Below are 15,425 nucleotides of genomic sequence, written 5' to 3' on the forward strand. Positions count from 1 at the left end.
GGGGAAAATGTCTCATCGCTATGTCACTCGGGTGGCCGACTACGAACCGGCCCCGGTGCTGGCCAGCCTGCCGCCGGCCTGTCAGATGCCACGTCCGGCGAGGTTGCACCAATCACGGACTCGGCCAGCGGGTATCGAGCGTCAAACACATCTGCGCGAACAGTCTCCGCCGCCCCAGGCGGTTGCGTTCGCCGATGCCGCAATGCGCCGTGTGCTGGAAGTCATGGACCGGCGCCGTCCGGTTACCCAGCTGCGCCCGCTGCTGAGTGACGGGCCACTGTCCGCGGTGATGGCACGTTCCTCGCGGACCCCGGTCACCGCCGCTGCCCGGTTGTCCAAGATTCGGGTGCGCCGCTGCGCGGACGACGCCGCAGAGATCTTCGGGACGTTCGAGCGCGGCGGACGCGTCAGGGCGTTCGCCGGCCGCATCCAGTCCGTACGGGGCAGCTGGCTGGTGGTTGCGTTGCAGCTCGGCTGACGCCGACGGCCGCTACCGCTTGCGGCGCGACTTCGTCGGCTTAGAGGTGCGTCCCGCGTTGCGCGCCGCTTCCCGGCGCTCGCGCCGCGTGCCGCCGCCCGAGGCCGAGGCGCCGCCGCCTTCGTGCCGGGATTGCGCCGAGCCGTCTTCTGCAGGACCCGAGTACGTCAGCTCTGGCGTCGACTCATCAAGCCCCTTGGCGCGCAACTCCCCTTGCGCTGCTTGCGCTGCGGCGGAAGCGAATTCGGCTAGCCCTTCCGGCGCCGGCTGCGGAGCGACCGTTCCGTCGGCTGGCTGCTGGACCTCGACGTTGATGTTGAACAGGAAGCCAACCGACTCCTCCTTGAGGCCGTCGAGCATGGCGGTGAACATGTCGTAGCCCTCACGCTGGTACTCCACCAGCGGATCGCGCTGCGCCATCGCGCGCAGGCCGATGCCCTCTTTGAGGTAATCCATTTCGTAGAGGTGCTCACGCCACTTGCGGTCGATCACGCTGAGCAAGATGTTGCGCTCTAGCTGACGCATCGATCCCTCGCCGGCCAGCCCGTCGATCTCGGCTTCCCTTGCCTTGTAAGCCTTTTTGGCGTCATCAAGCAGAGCGGCCTTGAGATCTGCGGGGCTCAACTCGTCGGCTTCCCCATACGTATCGGACGCGATGAGTTCTTCGGGCTTGATGCTCACCGGGTACAGCGTCTTGAGCGCGGTCCACAGCGCTTCGAAGTCCCAGTCCTCGTGATAACCGTCGGCCGTGGCGCCGTCGACGTAGGCGGCGATGGTGTCGGTGATCATCTCCTCGATCTGCGGCTGCAGATCCTCACCCTCCAGGATGCGGCGACGCTCGGCATAGATGACCTTGCGCTGCTGGTTCATCACCTCGTCGTACTTGAGGACGTTCTTGCGGACCTCGAAGTTCTGTTGCTCGACCTGGGTCTGCGCACTCTTGATGGCGCTGGTCACCATCTTGGCTTCGATCGGCACATCATCGGGAACGTTCATGCGCGTCAGAATCGTTTCCAGCGCAGCACCATTGAAGCGCCGCATCAATTCATCACCCAGCGAGAGGTAGAAGCGGGACTCGCCCGGATCGCCCTGACGTCCGGAACGTCCGCGCAGCTGGTTGTCGATACGCCGCGACTCGTGGCGCTCGGTACCCAGCACGTACAGGCCGCCGGCCTCCTGCACCTCTTTGGCCTCCGTCTCCGCGGCGTCCTTGAACTTCTGCAACGTCGCGTCCCAGGCGTCCTGGTACTCGTCCGGGGTCTCCACCGGGTCCAGACCCTGTTCGCGAAGATGCGTATCCGCCAAGAAGTCCGGGTTACCACCCAGCACGATGTCGGTGCCGCGACCGGCCATGTTGGTGGCCACCGTGATGGCTCCACGGCGCCCGGCCTCGGCGATGATGCGGGCTTCCTGCTCGTGGTACTTGGCGTTGAGGACGTTGTGCGGAATCCGACGCTTGGTGAACTGCCGTGAAAGGTACTCGGAGCGCTCAACACTCGTGGTACCGATCAGGACGGGCTGGCCGGCCTCGTACCGCTCCACCACGTCGTCGACGACAGCGATGTACTTGGCTTCCTCGGTCTTGTAGATGAGGTCGGACTGGTCCTTGCGGACCATCGGCCGGTTCGTGGGGATCGACACCACACCAAGCTTGTAGATCTCGTGCAGCTCGGCCGCCTCGGTCTGCGCGGTACCGGTCATGCCGGCGAGCTTGTCGTAGAGGCGGAAGTAATTCTGCAGGGTGATCGTGGCCAGCGTCTGGTTCTCGGCCTTGATCTCCACCCGCTCCTTGGCCTCGATGGCCTGGTGCATGCCCTCGTTGTAGCGCCGGCCCAGCAGCACGCGACCGGTGAACTCGTCGACGATCAGCACCTCGCCGTCGCGGACGATGTAGTCCTTGTCCCGGTTGAACAGTTCCTTGGCCTTGATGGCGTTGTTGAGGTAGCTCACCAACGGCGAGTTGGCGGCCTCATACAGGTTGTCGATGCCCAGCTGGTCCTCGACGAATTCCACGCCCAGCTCGTGCACACCGATGGTGCGCTTGCGGATGTCCACTTCGTAGTGGGTGTCCTTGTCCATCAGCGGCACGATCCGCGCGAACTCGGTGTACCAGTTGGAGGCGCCGTCTGCCGGACCCGAGATGATCAGCGGGGTGCGGGCTTCGTCGATGAGGATCGAGTCGACCTCGTCGACGATGGCGAAGGCGTGTCCGCGCTGCACCAACTCGTCGAGCGAGTGGGTCATATTGTCGCGCAGGTAGTCGAAGCCGAACTCGTTGTTGGTGCCGTAGGTGATGTCGGCGTTGTAGGCCTCGCGGCGTTCCGGCGGCGTCATCTGAGACAGGATCACGCCCACCTCCAGCCCCAGGAAGCGGTGCACGCGGCCCATCCACTCCGAGTCACGTTTGGCCAGGTAGTCGTTGACGGTCACGACGTGCGTGCCCTTGCCGGCCAGCGCGTTCAGGTACGCGGGCAGCACACAGGTGAGGGTCTTGCCTTCACCGGTCTTCATCTCGGCAATGTTTCCGGCGTGCAGCGCGGCACCACCCATGACCTGCACATCAAAGTGCCGCTGGCTCAGCACGCGCCAGGACGCCTCGCGCGCGACCGCGAATGCCTCGGGCATCAGGTCGTCGAGGGTCTCGCCCTTTTCCAGGCGAGCCTTGAACTCGCCGGTCTTGGCCTGCAGTTCGGCATCGGAGAGCTTCTCGACGTCGTCGGACAGGGTGTTGACGTAATCGGCCACGCCCTTGAGACGCTTGACCATGCGACCTTCACCAAGGCGCAGCAACTTCGACAGCACGTCAATAACCCCTGTACTCGTTAGGACTAGTCAGACTTCAGCGAGTCCCATCGTAGGCGTCGCCCGCACCAGCTTCCCCGAGCAGTCACTGTTGGGTGCCAGCGCCGCCATCCGCCAGCGCCGCCAGGCGCCGCTCGCGGGCGATGAGGAACAACGGGAACGCGACGCTGATCGCGATAAGGAAGCAGAGCGCGATGTACACCCAGATGTGTTTGATACCCAACCGTCGGGTCTCGACAACCATAAGGACGAGGGCGGCGATCGTGAGCAGCATCAAGTCGTTGGTCAGTGAGCCAGCGACGTGATTTGCATACGCACTGGTCACGACGTCGACCAGCTTCCCCCCCGGATGAGATGTACGCAACGTTGTGCCACCAGGTGGCAACTAAGGCGATCAGTGCTATCACGCCGTACAAAGCACAGAGATTTCGGCGAGCGGTACTCACCACCGAAGTATGCGACGTAACAGGGCCCCCACACCAGATCTGGGTGCGGGGGCCCTGTGCGCGGGTGTCCGCGCGCCCTACTACTCCCCGAGGCGTATCAGGCCGTAGTCGTACGCGTGCCTGCGGTACACCACCGACGGGCGGCCCGAGGACTCATCGTGGAAGAGGAAGAAGTCATGGCCGACCAATTCCATCTCGTAGAGCGCGTCGTCGACCGTCATCGGTTTGGCCGGGTGATCTTTGGTCCGCACAATCTGTCCCGGACCGTGACCGTCATCGACCTCGGCTCCGTTGTGACTGTGTGCGCCATTGAGCTCGGCGGGTGGCGTGAAGGCATCGGCGGGCAGAACCTTGGTGGCCTCGGCAAGCGATACCGGCGTCTTGTCTCCGTAGTGAACCTTGCGGCGGTCACGGCCTCGCCGCAACCGGCTTTCCAGCTTGGCGGCGGCCGCTTCAAGGGCGCTGTGGAACGTGTCGGCACATGCCTCGCCCCGGACGACCGGCCCCCGGCCCCGCGCGGTGATCTCCACGCGCTGACAGCTCTTTTTCTGGCGCCGGTTGCGTTCGTGTTCGAGTTCTACATCAAAGAGGTAAACGGTTTTGTCGTAACGTTCCAGACGGGACAGTTTGTCGTTCACAAAGATTCGAAAGTGATCGGGGATTTCCACGTTTCGGCCCTTGACCACGATATCGGCTTGGGCTGTCCGCTCCCCGTCCTCGAGTGCAACGGATGCCTTTGATGTGCTTGACAACTCATACCTCCGGTACTGAGAGTGCGCTTGCGCTCAACCCTTCCGCTAGGGACTAAAGATGTTGGCGACGCGCATGTTTGATGTTTGAAGTACGCCGGAGTCGCCTGAAACGCTGAGACGGCAGCCCGCCGGCGTTGGGGTTGGTGACCACCTCCTCCGCCAAACCGGACGCAGGCGCCCGTGTCGGTAGGCGGTTCGACCGCCCAAGCGCGGAACGTTCATAGCTTGTTGGCCCCGACGGTAGTCCGTGTTCACTCGCCTTGCCACCGATTCGTCAGAGTCGTTTCGAGATCGTCATACGATCTTTAGGAGTACGTCAGCGTGAGCACGGCGGCGACTCGAAATCCCGCCGATTTCAACACTCTGACCGATTCGGTAGCGGTGGCGCCGGTGGTCACGACATCGTCCACCAGCACCAATTCCGTATCCGGTGTCCGGGCCCGGCGCAGCGCGACGCGTCCGGACACATTGCGCTGCCGGGCCGAAATGGACAGTCCGACCGAATCACGCGCCCCCACCCTCATGCGCAGCAGGGACGCAAGGCGCACACCCGGAATCCGGGTAGCGACCGCGGCCACGGCGGTCACCGGATCACCGCCTCGCCCGCGTGCCGACGTCCATCGAGTGGGAGCGGGAACCAATGTCACCGGCTGCTCGACGAGGTGCCAGCACAGCAGCTGCGCCACCCCGCGTGCCAATGCCGCACCCAGCGGAGCGGTGAGATCGCGGCGACCGCGCTCCTTCATCGTCACAATCGCCTGCCGACGAGCGCCCGCGTACCGCCCGAGCGAAAGAACGGGCACACCCGGATCGACCCGCGGCGTGACCACCACGGGTTCGGCGGTGAACGCACACGCACACGCCGAACACCACCGGGTGGCGGGTGCCCCACATCCGCCACAGGTCAGTGGCAGCACCAGATCAAGCATGGGGTCACTGTGCCCGCGAGGTCCGACAGACTGACCGGATAGCACTCACCCCGGCCTAGAGTGCCGCGACCAGCCTCTCGATCTGACGACGGTCCAGTACGTCGACCGTCCCGTCGGGTAGCCCGAGAATGCGGTCGGTGGCGATGCCGTAGAGCCGCTGACGCTGGACCGCCGCATCGACAGCCTCCGCGCGCGCCGGGGCATCCGGCGCGGCCACGATCCTCTGCACGGTAGAGCCCATGTTGGCCGCGAAGCCCTGAATCATGTCGCCGACGCCCTCGGGATCGAATGTCTGGAACACCCCCTCGGCGACTCCGTGAGTGATCAGCTCGGTAAGCACGGGACGGAACTTGTCCTCCCAGATTGCCGAGATCCGGCGCAGCAGCGGCTGATTCTCTGGGCTGAACATCGACACCATCGCCGCGATGCTCTCCGGTGCACCAAGCGCCATTTTCACCTCGTAGCTAGCGCGCAGTCCGGCGTTCAGCCGCTCCAACGCCCCCATGCCCGGCTCGGTGAACACCGGACTCAGCACCTCGAAGGCCTGGTCGGCGCTACGCTCCGCCAGCGTGGCCACCAGGGCCTCTTTCGAAGAAAAGTAATGGTAGAAAGCACCTTTCGACATGCCGGAGGTGGCGATGAGATCGTTGAGGCTCACCTTCTCGTAGCCGCGTTCCAGGAACAGAGTCATCGCCAGATCGAGCAACTCGGCCCGGCGCACCTCCGGATGCTTCACCACACGTGGCATACGTCAGCGCTTCCTGATCCAGCCGACGTAGGTCAGGTACACACCGACAACCGTCAGAAACAGGAAGAAGAAACGGACCGGGCCGACTGCGGGCACCGAGGCATCGACTCCCTTCTGCATCAGCTGAGGAAACGCCAGCAGCACGAATCCGCGCAGGGCCAGGAACCATCCGAACAGCGAGATGATCACCGGCGCGAGTCCTCGCCAAAACTGATGGAAGGCGATGATCATCAGCCCACAAAACAGCAGCAGGGCACCGAACAGCCACGACCACATCGGCTCTGTGAAGAAGCTGTCGCCCAGGAAGCGCAGATCTGCCGCGCGCACGGCGATGATGGCGGTGACCGTCGCGACAAAGGGGCCGATGACCCGCGCAAATGCGCGGGTACGCAGGGCCGGATCGACCGTGGTGGACGCAGTACTCATGTCCCGATCTCCTTTCACACAGCCTGAATAGACCACTGGTCGGTATGTTAGACCACTGGTTGGTATAAGCAAATGGTTTGCCCTAGAACGCCAAGCCGACGGATTGACCTGACTAGGCTCGGGCATATGGAGACCCGGACAGCACCTGCCGATCCCGAAGTCCTCACCTCGAATCTGCGCGTTGCGCTCGACGGCCGATTCGGCCCGATACGTGATGCCGCTCGTGAGTACCTGAACCGCGCCGATCTGCTACCCGACCCCTCACTGACACTCGAGGAGGCGCGGACGCGATCGCTGCGCATCATGCGCGAGCTGGTTCCACATGGCTTGCCACACGCGGGATTCCGCAAAGAACACGGCGGCACCGGCGACGTCGGAGCCGCGATCGTCGGCATCGAGATGCTCGGCTATGCCGATCTTTCCCTCATGGTCAAGGCCGGCGTGCAATGGGGCTTGTTCGGCGGTGCCATCGAAAACCTCGGCACCGCAACCCATCACAAGCAATACGTGGTCCCGCTGATCAATCTGGACGTACTCGGATGTTTCGGCATGACCGAGACCGGCCATGGTTCCAATGTTCAGGCCCTGCAGACCGTCGCCACCTATGACAGCCAGACCGGCGACTTCGTTCTGAACTCGGAGGGCTCGCTGGCACGTAAGGACTACATTGGCGGCGCTGCGGAGCACGCCACTGTGGCAGCGGTTTTCGCTCAGCTCGTCACCGGCGGGCCCGGAGATGAGGCATCCGGCCGGGGAGTGCATTGCTTCGTGGTACCCATCCGGGATGAGGCGGGCAATGATCTACCCGGCATCACCACCAGCGACTGCGGATACAAGGGCGGCCTCGCCGGGGTCGACAACGGGCGCATTGTGTTCGACAACGTGCGGGTGCCTCGCGCCAACCTGCTCAACAAATATGCGAACGTCGGCGCCGACGGCTCCTACACCTCGCCCATCGAGAATGAGAACAAGCGATTCTTCACCATGCTGGGCACCCTCATCCGCGGACGGGTCAGCGTCGCCGCGACCTCCGGTGCGGCGGCGCGCAAGGCGCTGACCATCGCCTCGCGATATGCCCTGGTACGCAAGCAGTTTGACACGCCGGACAGCGACGACGAGGTGATCATCGCCGACTATCTGGTGCATCAGCGCAAGCTATTGCCCCTGATCGCCCGGTCCTACGCACTGGCGTTCGCGCAGAACGAGCTCACCGAGGAACTGCACGAGGTGCAGACCGCCGACGAGGTGGACGCGGACCGGCAGCGCCAGCTGGAAAGTGCCGCAGCGGGTTTGAAGGCGATGACCAGCTGGCACGCCCAGAACACCATCACCGTGTGCCGCGAGGCGTGCGGCGGGGCCGGCTATCTCGATGCCAACCAGCTCACCATTCTGCGCCGCGATATCGACGTGTTCACCACCTTCGAAGGCGATAACACCGTGCTCACCCAGCTGGTGGCCAAGGAACTCCTGTCGGCCTACGCCGAGGATGTGCGTGGTCTCAATGCTGTGGGCTGGACCCGGTTCATCGCAGGCATGGCCCGCGACGTGATCCTGGAACGCTCCGCGGCCCGGCAGGTCATCCAGACAATCCTGGACTCTTCCGACGAGGACGTCGAGGAATCTGATTTGAGCAACAGGGGCACCCAGCTGCGGCTGCTGCGCAATCGCGAAGATCACCTGCTGCGCACCGCGGCCACCCGGATGCAGCGCGCCCAATCCGATGATGAGGACCCCTTCGAGGTCTTCAACTCCGCACAGGACCACATCCTCAAGGTGGGCTCGGCCCACACCGAACGGGTGGTGCTGGAAGCCTTCATCGAGGCGATCGACAGCTGCGACAGCAAGTCAGCGCAGGAACTGCTGGAGAAGCTGTGCGATCTGTTTGTCTACAGCACACTCGAGGCGGACCTGTCATGGTTCCTGATGCACCGGCATGTCTCAACCGAACGGGCGAAGGCCATCAGGCGCGGTGTCAATCAACTGTGCGAGGAGCTGCGCCCGCATCTGAGCACCCTGGTGGATGCTTTCGGAATTCCCGAGGCGCTGCTCGCCACGGAGATGATCCCCGACAACTAGCCCGTCAGCACCGGAATCGCTTGCGGCAGCATGAGCGGACGTACCTCGATCCATCGCACTTCGGGGGTGCCCAGTCCCGTCAGCTGCAGCACGCCCCGCGCATCGGCGAGGTAGATCGCCGCCGGCGAGGCAGCGATCGTCGAGACCGGTGTCAGGAGATTCTGGTCGTTGAGATCCGAGTTCACTCCGTCGAGGTTCACATTCGCCACCGGATGTGAACCGTCGTTGCGCGCCACCGCGATGTCGTCGCCGGTGCGCCAGGCCAGCGACACCGCGGAGTTCCCGAGTCCGTAGCCCAACCGGCGCGGATGGGCCAGGGCGTAATCGCCGCTGTCGGTCTGTATCACCGTCGCCAGGATCACCTGGCCATCGATGATCATCGCGGCGCGCGTGCCATCGCGGGATAGGGCCAATTCGCTGATGGGGCCCTTGTACTTCTCCGCCACCGCGGATGATTCGACGGGCAGCACCGCCACCATCGACGTGGTGGCTTCCTGGATTATCCGGACCACTCGGCCGCCGTCGATCACCGTCCACACCGCGTCGTCGAGCGCCCAGGTCGGGCGGGTCAGCGTCTTACCGCCGACGGCCTCGCTGCCGTTGGCGCCGTTGGCACCCACCCAGAGCGACATCTGCGGATCGTCTCCGCCCTGCACCCGGATTACCGAGGCAATCTGACGCCCACTACGCGAGAGTGCAGCCGAAACCTGGTTTCCCACTTGGCCAAAAGATCCACGCACGGGCACCGCGGCATCACGGTCGACCGTCACCATGGACCCGTTCAACAATCCGTAGAGGCCCACCCCCGCGCCCTCCGATGCGCCGGGGTCGGTCGACGCGACGTTCTGGGTGCTCCAGCCTTCCGCGAACTGCTCGTCGAGGGGAGCACCGTTGACCTGCAGGACGTACGGCCCGGCGATACCGGCCCGCGAGAGCGTCCAAATCACCTGCGCGGCAAGGAACTGGCGGGTCCGCTGATCGGGCGTGAGGTTGCCCTCCAGCTCCACGCGCACGCCGCCGTATCCGCGCCCCACGTCCACCCTGCTGCCATCGACGCGGGTCAGCGGGCCGCGCAACCGCAGACCGCTCAGGTGGTTGCGCACCGCCCCAACCAGTTCCGGGCGTGGGCCGGACAGCAGCTTGTACACGAGCTCGGTGGCCAGCAGATCGGGATCGTTGACCGCCACATAGCGCGGATCGGGCACGACCGTGCGACCCGCCGGGTCGGCGAAGTACACCGTGTACCGGCGATAGGTGGACTGAAACTGCCCCCAGTCAAGGAACACCCCATTGGGCAACGAATCGATCCGCCATTCGCCGTTGGCCTTCACCAGCGTGAACTGGGGATCCTGAACATCACCCTGGTGCATCTCGAAGACCCCGATGTCGGACAGCGTGCCCAACTTGTTGGCGCGCACATTGATCGTCCATCGATCGACGCCGCGCTGGTCGGCGAATGACGGCGACTCGATCAGCACCGCATCGCCCGCGTCATCCCACGTCCGCGAACTGGATTCGGTGAGGAACTGGCGCGCCGCACGGTGCCTGTTAGAGGGGTCCGCGGTCGCCTTCAAGAATTCGCGCAGCACCGTCTCGGGTTCCATCCCCGGGGTGGGTGCCGGCATCCCTGGCGGTAATGGCCGCTGCACCGTGCCGATGGCCTGTGGCGAGGACGAGGTCGGCACTCCGGCACAGCCGGTGATACCGAGTGCCACCGCGGTCAGTACCGCGGCCACCCGGCGGCGCATCAGGACGACTCCCGCACGTGGTCGGCCTTGGCACCCGAGGTACGCATTGGTGTGGTCTCCTGCTCCCCCGGCTGGATTCCCCGTTCCCCTGGCTGAGTTCCCCGCGAAACCGGCCGGCGCGCACCAGCACTCGGACGGCTGGTCGGGTTCAACGGAAGCGGGCTCGTGGTCACTTTATGCCCACGAACCAACGGCACCGTCAATCGGAAAAGCGCCCCGTTGCCTGGTTCTCCCCACGCCTCCAGGCGACCCTGATGCAACCGGGCGTCCTCGACGCTGATCGCCAACCCCAGCCCGGTGCCGCCCGAGTGACGCTTGCGCGATGGGTCGGCACGCCAGAACCGGTTGAACACCAGCTTTTCCTCACCGGGACGCAGTCCAACTCCGCGATCGCGCACGGTGACGGCGACGCTGTCGATATCGGCGGCCATCCGGATGGTGACGGGCTTGTGCTCGCTGTGGTCGATCGCGTTGGCGACAAGGTTGCGCAAAATCCGCTCCACCCGACGGGGATCCACCTCCGCGATGATCTCGCTGTCGGGCATGTCGAGCTCTACCTCGGTGTCCAACTCGTCTGCCAGGTGCTTGACCGAAGCCACCACGGTCTTGACGGTGTCGCGCAGATCCACCTGCTCCACGGCGAGCTCGGCCACGCCGGCGTCGTGCCGCGAGATTTCCAGCAGGTCACTCAGCAGCGTCTCAAACCGGTCGAGCTCGTTGACCATCAGTTCGGCGGAACGCTGCAGCGCCGGGTCGAGCTCCTCACGGTTGTCGTAGATGAGATCGGCCGCCATGCGCACCGTGGTCAACGGTGTACGCAGTTCGTGGCTGACGTCGGAGGTGAAGCGGCGCTGCAGGTTTCCGAACTCTTCCAGCTGGGTGATCTCCCGCGAGAGGCTTTCGGCCATGTCGTTGAACGACACCGCGAGCCGTGCCATGTCATCGACACCGCGCACCGGCATGCGTTCGGACAGATGTCCTTCGGCGAATCGCTCGGCAATGCGCGAGGCCGACCGCACCGGCAACACCACCTGGCGCGCGACCAGCAGCGCGGCGGCCGCCAGCAGCACCAGCAGCACCACACCGCCGGTGACGATGGTGCCGCGCACCAGCGAAATCGTGCTTTCCTCGTTCGACAGCGGGAAGACCAGGTACAGCTCGAGCGCGGTGACCTTCGACGTGGTCGGCGAGCCGATGACCAGAGCTTTCCCGGAGAAGCTCTCGGTATGGACTGTCGAATACTGGTAACTGACCTGACCGGCCTTGACGAATTCGCGCAGCGGGCCGGGGATCTGGGTGGCGGGGCCAGCCGACGTCGCCTCGCGGGGACCGTCGCCGGGCACCAGCAGGACCGCGTCAAACGCTCCGGCGCCACCGCCTTCGGATCCCTTGCTGCCGTTCAGCAGCTGGTTACGGGCCAGCTCCAGGCTGCTCTGCAGCGACCGCGTCTCCTCGCCACCGACGTCATCGCTGACGATGACGCGAGCGCGTTCCATCTCTTCGGTCGCGACCCGAATCTTCGACTCCAGAATGCGGTCGGTCACCTGGCTGGTGAGCACGAATCCCAGAATCAGGATGACCAGGGAGGACAGCGCCAAATTGGACACCACCACCCGCACCTGCAGGGAACGGCGCCAGGTGAACCCGACCGCTCGACTCAGTGCCTTCAGTCCGCGTACCAGTGGTGCCGATCGCCGCTGAATGCGCCGCTTCGAGCTGAAGATCACGGGGGTCCGGCCTTATATCCCACTCCTCGAACGGTCAACACCACGGTCGGATTCTCGGGATCCTTCTCGACCTTCGCCCGCAGCCGCTGCACGTGGACATTCACCAGCCGGGTATCGGCCGGGTGACGGTAGCCCCACACCTGTTCGAGCAGCACATCACGAGTAAACACCTGGCGCGGTTTGCGTGCCAGCGCCACCAGCAGGTCGAACTCCAGCGGGGTCAGGGAGATCTGCTCGCCCTCGCGCGTCACCTTGTGCGCGGGAACATCGATGTCGATGCCCGCGATGTTCAGCAGCTCGGCGGGTTCGTCGTCGTTGCGCCGCAACCGGGCACGAATACGTGCGACGAGCTCCTTGGGCTTGAACGGCTTCATGATGTAGTCGTCGGCACCCGACTCCAGGCCGAGCACCACATCGACGGTGTCGGTCTTGGCGGTCAGCATGACGATCGGCACACCGGAATCGGAACGCAGCACCCGGCATACGTCGATGCCATTCATCCCGGGCAGCATGAGATCCAATAGAACCAGATCGGGGCGCAGCTCACGGACCGCGGTGAGCGCCTGAGTACCGTCGCTCACCACTGCCGTCTCGAAGCCCTCCCCGCGCAACACGATGGTGAGCATCTCTGCCAATGACGCGTCATCGTCGACAACAAGGATCCTTTGCCTCATAGAGCCCATCGTGTCACTAGATCGTGACAAAACCGGGGTACCAAAGGGGCGAGTTGCGAACTAGTCTCACGCGAGCTGCTGGCGGATCCTGAACTTCTGAATCTTCCCGGTCGCGGTTCTGGGTAAGGAATCGACGAACTCGACGCGTTTGGGGCATTTGTATCCGGCCAGATGCTCCCGGCAGTGCGCGATGAGATCCGGCCCGGTCGGCGGATCTGTCCCCGGATCTGTCACCGAGATCACCACGACAGCGGTAACCAGTTCGCCCCACTTGTCGTCGGGCACTCCGACGACGGCAGCCTCACGGACCCCTGGATGAGATATCAGCGCGTCTTCCACTTCGATGGACGACACGTTCTCGCCGCCGGTAATGATGATGTCCTTCTTGCGGTCCGAGATGCTCAGGTACCCGTCGGACATCGATCCGCGATCACCGGTATGAAACCAATTGCCCGCCAATGCTTCCGTGGTCGCCTCCGGCTGATCCCAGTAGCCGTCAAGATTCGTGTTCGACTGAGTGAGTACCTCACCGTCCTCGGCGATCGATACCCGCACACCTATCGCCGGGGCTCCCGCGCGGCCCAGCATGCGAGCCTGCTGGTGGTCGTCGAGATCGGCCCACTCGGACCGAAAGCGATTCATCGTGATCAGCGGTGCGGTCTCGGTGAGCCCGTATATCTGGATGAACTCCCAGCCGAGTTCAGCACGCACGCGCTCGATGGTTCGCGTCGGGGGCGGCGCACCCGCGACGATGATCCGAACCCGGTCCCGGCCGGGGATGGGCCCCTGCCAACGGGCCGCCGCATCCAGCACAGAATCGACGACCGTTGGCGCCGCGCACATCACGGTGACTCCATGCTCTGCGATACGCCGCAAGATCTCGTCACCGTCGACCTTGCGCAGCACGATGTGCCGGCCACCCATTCCGGTCGCCGCATACGGCCACCCCCACCCGTTGCAATGGAACATCGGCAACGTGTGCAGCAGCACATCGTCGTCACGCAGGGTGGCATGCAACCCGAAAACGACTGCGTTGATCCAGATGTTGCGATGAGTGAGTTGCACGCCTTTGGGCCGGCTCGTGGTTCCTGAGGTGTAATTCAAAGTGGCGGTGTCTGATTCGGTGCACGACCATGGTCTCGGATCGGCACGCTGCGGCGAGCTGATCTCACCGAATATCGCGGCGTCATCCTCTCCCAGCACGAAGTTATGGGTGGCGCGCACGGTGTCGAGCAGCCCACGCACCTCCGGGTCCACTATCAGTACCGAAGCCCGTGAGTGCTCGACGATGTACTCGATCTCAGCGGGAGCCAACCGAAAGTTGACGGGTACCAGGATGCGTCCCCACCCGGAAACCCCGAAGAACGAGGTGAGCAGTCGCGCACTGTTCTGCGAGACAATCGCGACCCGCTCCCCCGGTCCGACACCCAGACCGTCGAGTGCCGCGGCCTGCCCGCGCGCCCGCTCGGCAAGCTGCCGGTAGGTCACCGCTCCCCAGGAGGGCGCCGGTTGCACCGGCTCGTCGACAACCCCGACGCGGTCGGGATACACCAGCTCCGCGCGGTCCAGGAAATCTCGCACACTCAGATCGAAGAACACGCACCAATCCTGCCGTCCCGCCCCCAATGTGGCGTGGATATCCACGAAGCACGCGGACGCCTTGCCGGTCACCGGCAGACGGGTGTTTAATGATGGCGCTTTGTTCAGCAGTGGTTCATGCGCGCTTTGCGCACACGCTTAGGAGGTGACGCGACTATGTCCGATAGTCAACCTCCGAGTATCCACAGCGCCTTCTAACGCACATCAGGGTCGCGCGCGAAGGCGCTCTTGTTGCACCACACCGTTGTGTGCACCTCGAAGCCACTGCAAGAGAACAGGACCCATCATGAGTCATTGGGATGTCATCATCCGCGTAGCCCTGGGATTTGGCCTGGGTTGCGTCATCGGGATCGAACGGCAGTGGCGCGCCAAAAATGCCGGCCTGCGCACCAACGCGCTGGTGTGCCTGGGTGCGACACTCTTCGTCATCATGGGCGGCTACAGCTTCCACGGCCCCGGCGCCGACCCGACTCGCGTTGCAGCACAGATTGTTTCGGGCATCGGTTTCCTCGGCGCCGGCGTGATCATGAAGCAGGGCGCAACCATCACCGGACTGAACACCGCCGCCACCATGTGGGCCACCGCCGCCGTGGGGGCACTGGCCGGCGGCGGGATGTACGACGTCGCGATAGTCGGTACCGCCGCCATCGTGCTGGCCAACGTGCTGTTGCGGCCGCTCGGACATCTGCTGGATCGCCAGCCTGCCATCGGCCGCGAAGCCCGGCCGGCCGCGTACCTGTTCGAGGTCACCACCACCGACGAGACCGAGGCGCACATCCGCGCACTCACCGTGCAGGCCGTCAGCAGGCCCGAATTCGCGCTGCAATCGGTGCGGTCCTATGACGTCGAAGACGGCAAGCATGTGCGCGTGGTGGCGAAGCTGAGCGCCGAAGAGCGCAACGACTCACTGCTGGAGTCCGCGGTGAGCCGCCTGTCCATGGAACCAGCCGTCTCCTCGGTGCGCTGGCATGTCGACCGCGAGGAAGAGGCCGAAGCCAGTGAATGGTGAGCCTCTACGGT

13 protein-coding genes are annotated in these 15,425 nt (G+C 64.4%); 3 read left to right on the plus strand and 10 right to left on the minus strand.

Going from position 1 to position 15,425, the window contains the following annotated elements:
* Positions 1 to 7: 7 nt before the first annotated feature.
* Positions 8 to 478 (plus strand): Rv3235 family protein, encoded by a 471-nt coding sequence (locus RHO23_RS13820; RefSeq protein ID WP_423487955.1) that lies wholly within the window; start codon positions 8 to 10, stop codon positions 476 to 478.
* 12 nt (positions 479 to 490) lie between these two features.
* On the opposite strand, the gene secA is transcribed toward RHO23_RS13820, so the two are convergent.
* From secA to RHO23_RS13850, 6 genes are all read right to left on the minus strand, one after another.
* The gene (gene secA, locus RHO23_RS13825) at positions 491 to 3,280 is read right to left on the minus strand and encodes a preprotein translocase subunit SecA (RefSeq protein ID WP_030096921.1); all 2,790 of its coding nucleotides are present in this window, start codon (positions 3,278 to 3,280) and stop codon (positions 491 to 493) included.
* 85 nt (positions 3,281 to 3,365) lie between these two features.
* On the minus strand, positions 3,366 to 3,605 hold the full coding sequence (locus RHO23_RS13830) for a DUF2834 domain-containing protein (protein ID WP_423487956.1): 240 nt from the start codon (positions 3,603 to 3,605) through the stop codon (positions 3,366 to 3,368).
* A 201-nt stretch (positions 3,606 to 3,806) separates the two neighbouring features.
* On the minus strand, positions 3,807 to 4,478 hold the full coding sequence (gene hpf, locus RHO23_RS13835) for a ribosome hibernation-promoting factor, HPF/YfiA family (protein WP_030096919.1): 672 nt from the start codon (positions 4,476 to 4,478) through the stop codon (positions 3,807 to 3,809).
* Positions 4,479 to 4,783: 305 nt separating this feature from the next.
* A complete protein-coding gene (locus RHO23_RS13840; RefSeq protein WP_057966880.1) occupies positions 4,784 to 5,407 on the minus strand; it encodes a ComF family protein in 624 nt (207 codons plus the stop codon).
* 55 nt (positions 5,408 to 5,462) lie between these two features.
* The gene (locus RHO23_RS13845) at positions 5,463 to 6,155 is read right to left on the minus strand and encodes a TetR/AcrR family transcriptional regulator (protein ID WP_070915186.1); all 693 of its coding nucleotides are present in this window, start codon (positions 6,153 to 6,155) and stop codon (positions 5,463 to 5,465) included.
* Positions 6,156 to 6,158: 3 nt separating this feature from the next.
* Positions 6,159 to 6,581, minus strand: a complete 423-nt coding sequence (locus RHO23_RS13850) for a hypothetical protein (RefSeq protein ID WP_057966878.1) — start codon at positions 6,579 to 6,581, stop codon at positions 6,159 to 6,161.
* A gap of 126 nt (positions 6,582 to 6,707) precedes the next feature.
* Between RHO23_RS13850 and RHO23_RS13855 the strand changes: the two genes are divergently transcribed.
* Positions 6,708 to 8,657, plus strand: a complete 1,950-nt coding sequence (locus RHO23_RS13855) for an acyl-CoA dehydrogenase (protein ID WP_423487957.1) — start codon at positions 6,708 to 6,710, stop codon at positions 8,655 to 8,657.
* On the opposite strand, the gene lpqB is transcribed toward RHO23_RS13855, so the two are convergent.
* From lpqB to RHO23_RS13875, 4 genes are read right to left on the minus strand one after another with little or no spacing between them, the layout of a single operon-like run.
* A complete protein-coding gene (gene lpqB, locus RHO23_RS13860) occupies positions 8,654 to 10,408 on the minus strand; it encodes an MtrAB system accessory lipoprotein LpqB (RefSeq protein WP_101312328.1) in 1,755 nt (584 codons plus the stop codon). The genes RHO23_RS13855 and lpqB overlap by 4 nt on opposite strands.
* The gene (gene mtrB, locus RHO23_RS13865; protein ID WP_030096913.1) at positions 10,405 to 12,132 is read right to left on the minus strand and encodes an MtrAB system histidine kinase MtrB; all 1,728 of its coding nucleotides are present in this window, start codon (positions 12,130 to 12,132) and stop codon (positions 10,405 to 10,407) included. The genes lpqB and mtrB overlap by 4 nt, the downstream gene beginning before the upstream one ends.
* Positions 12,129 to 12,815, minus strand: a complete 687-nt coding sequence (gene mtrA / locus RHO23_RS13870; protein ID WP_014850711.1) for a two-component system response regulator MtrA — start codon at positions 12,813 to 12,815, stop codon at positions 12,129 to 12,131. The genes mtrB and mtrA overlap by 4 nt, the downstream gene beginning before the upstream one ends.
* A 57-nt stretch (positions 12,816 to 12,872) precedes the next feature.
* On the minus strand, positions 12,873 to 14,405 hold the full coding sequence (locus RHO23_RS13875) for an AMP-binding protein (RefSeq protein WP_423489234.1): 1,533 nt from the start codon (positions 14,403 to 14,405) through the stop codon (positions 12,873 to 12,875).
* Positions 14,406 to 14,691: 286 nt separating this feature from the next.
* On the opposite strand from RHO23_RS13875, the gene RHO23_RS13880 reads away from it, so the two are divergent.
* Positions 14,692 to 15,414 (plus strand): MgtC/SapB family protein, encoded by a 723-nt coding sequence (locus tag RHO23_RS13880; RefSeq protein ID WP_030096911.1) that lies wholly within the window; start codon positions 14,692 to 14,694, stop codon positions 15,412 to 15,414.
* The last annotated feature ends 11 nt before the right edge of the window (positions 15,415 to 15,425 follow it).

Source organism: Mycobacteroides sp. PCS013 (assembly GCF_049532645.1).
In the GTDB taxonomy this organism is placed as follows: Bacteria; Actinomycetota; Actinomycetes; order Mycobacteriales; family Mycobacteriaceae; genus Mycobacterium; species Mycobacterium gwanakae.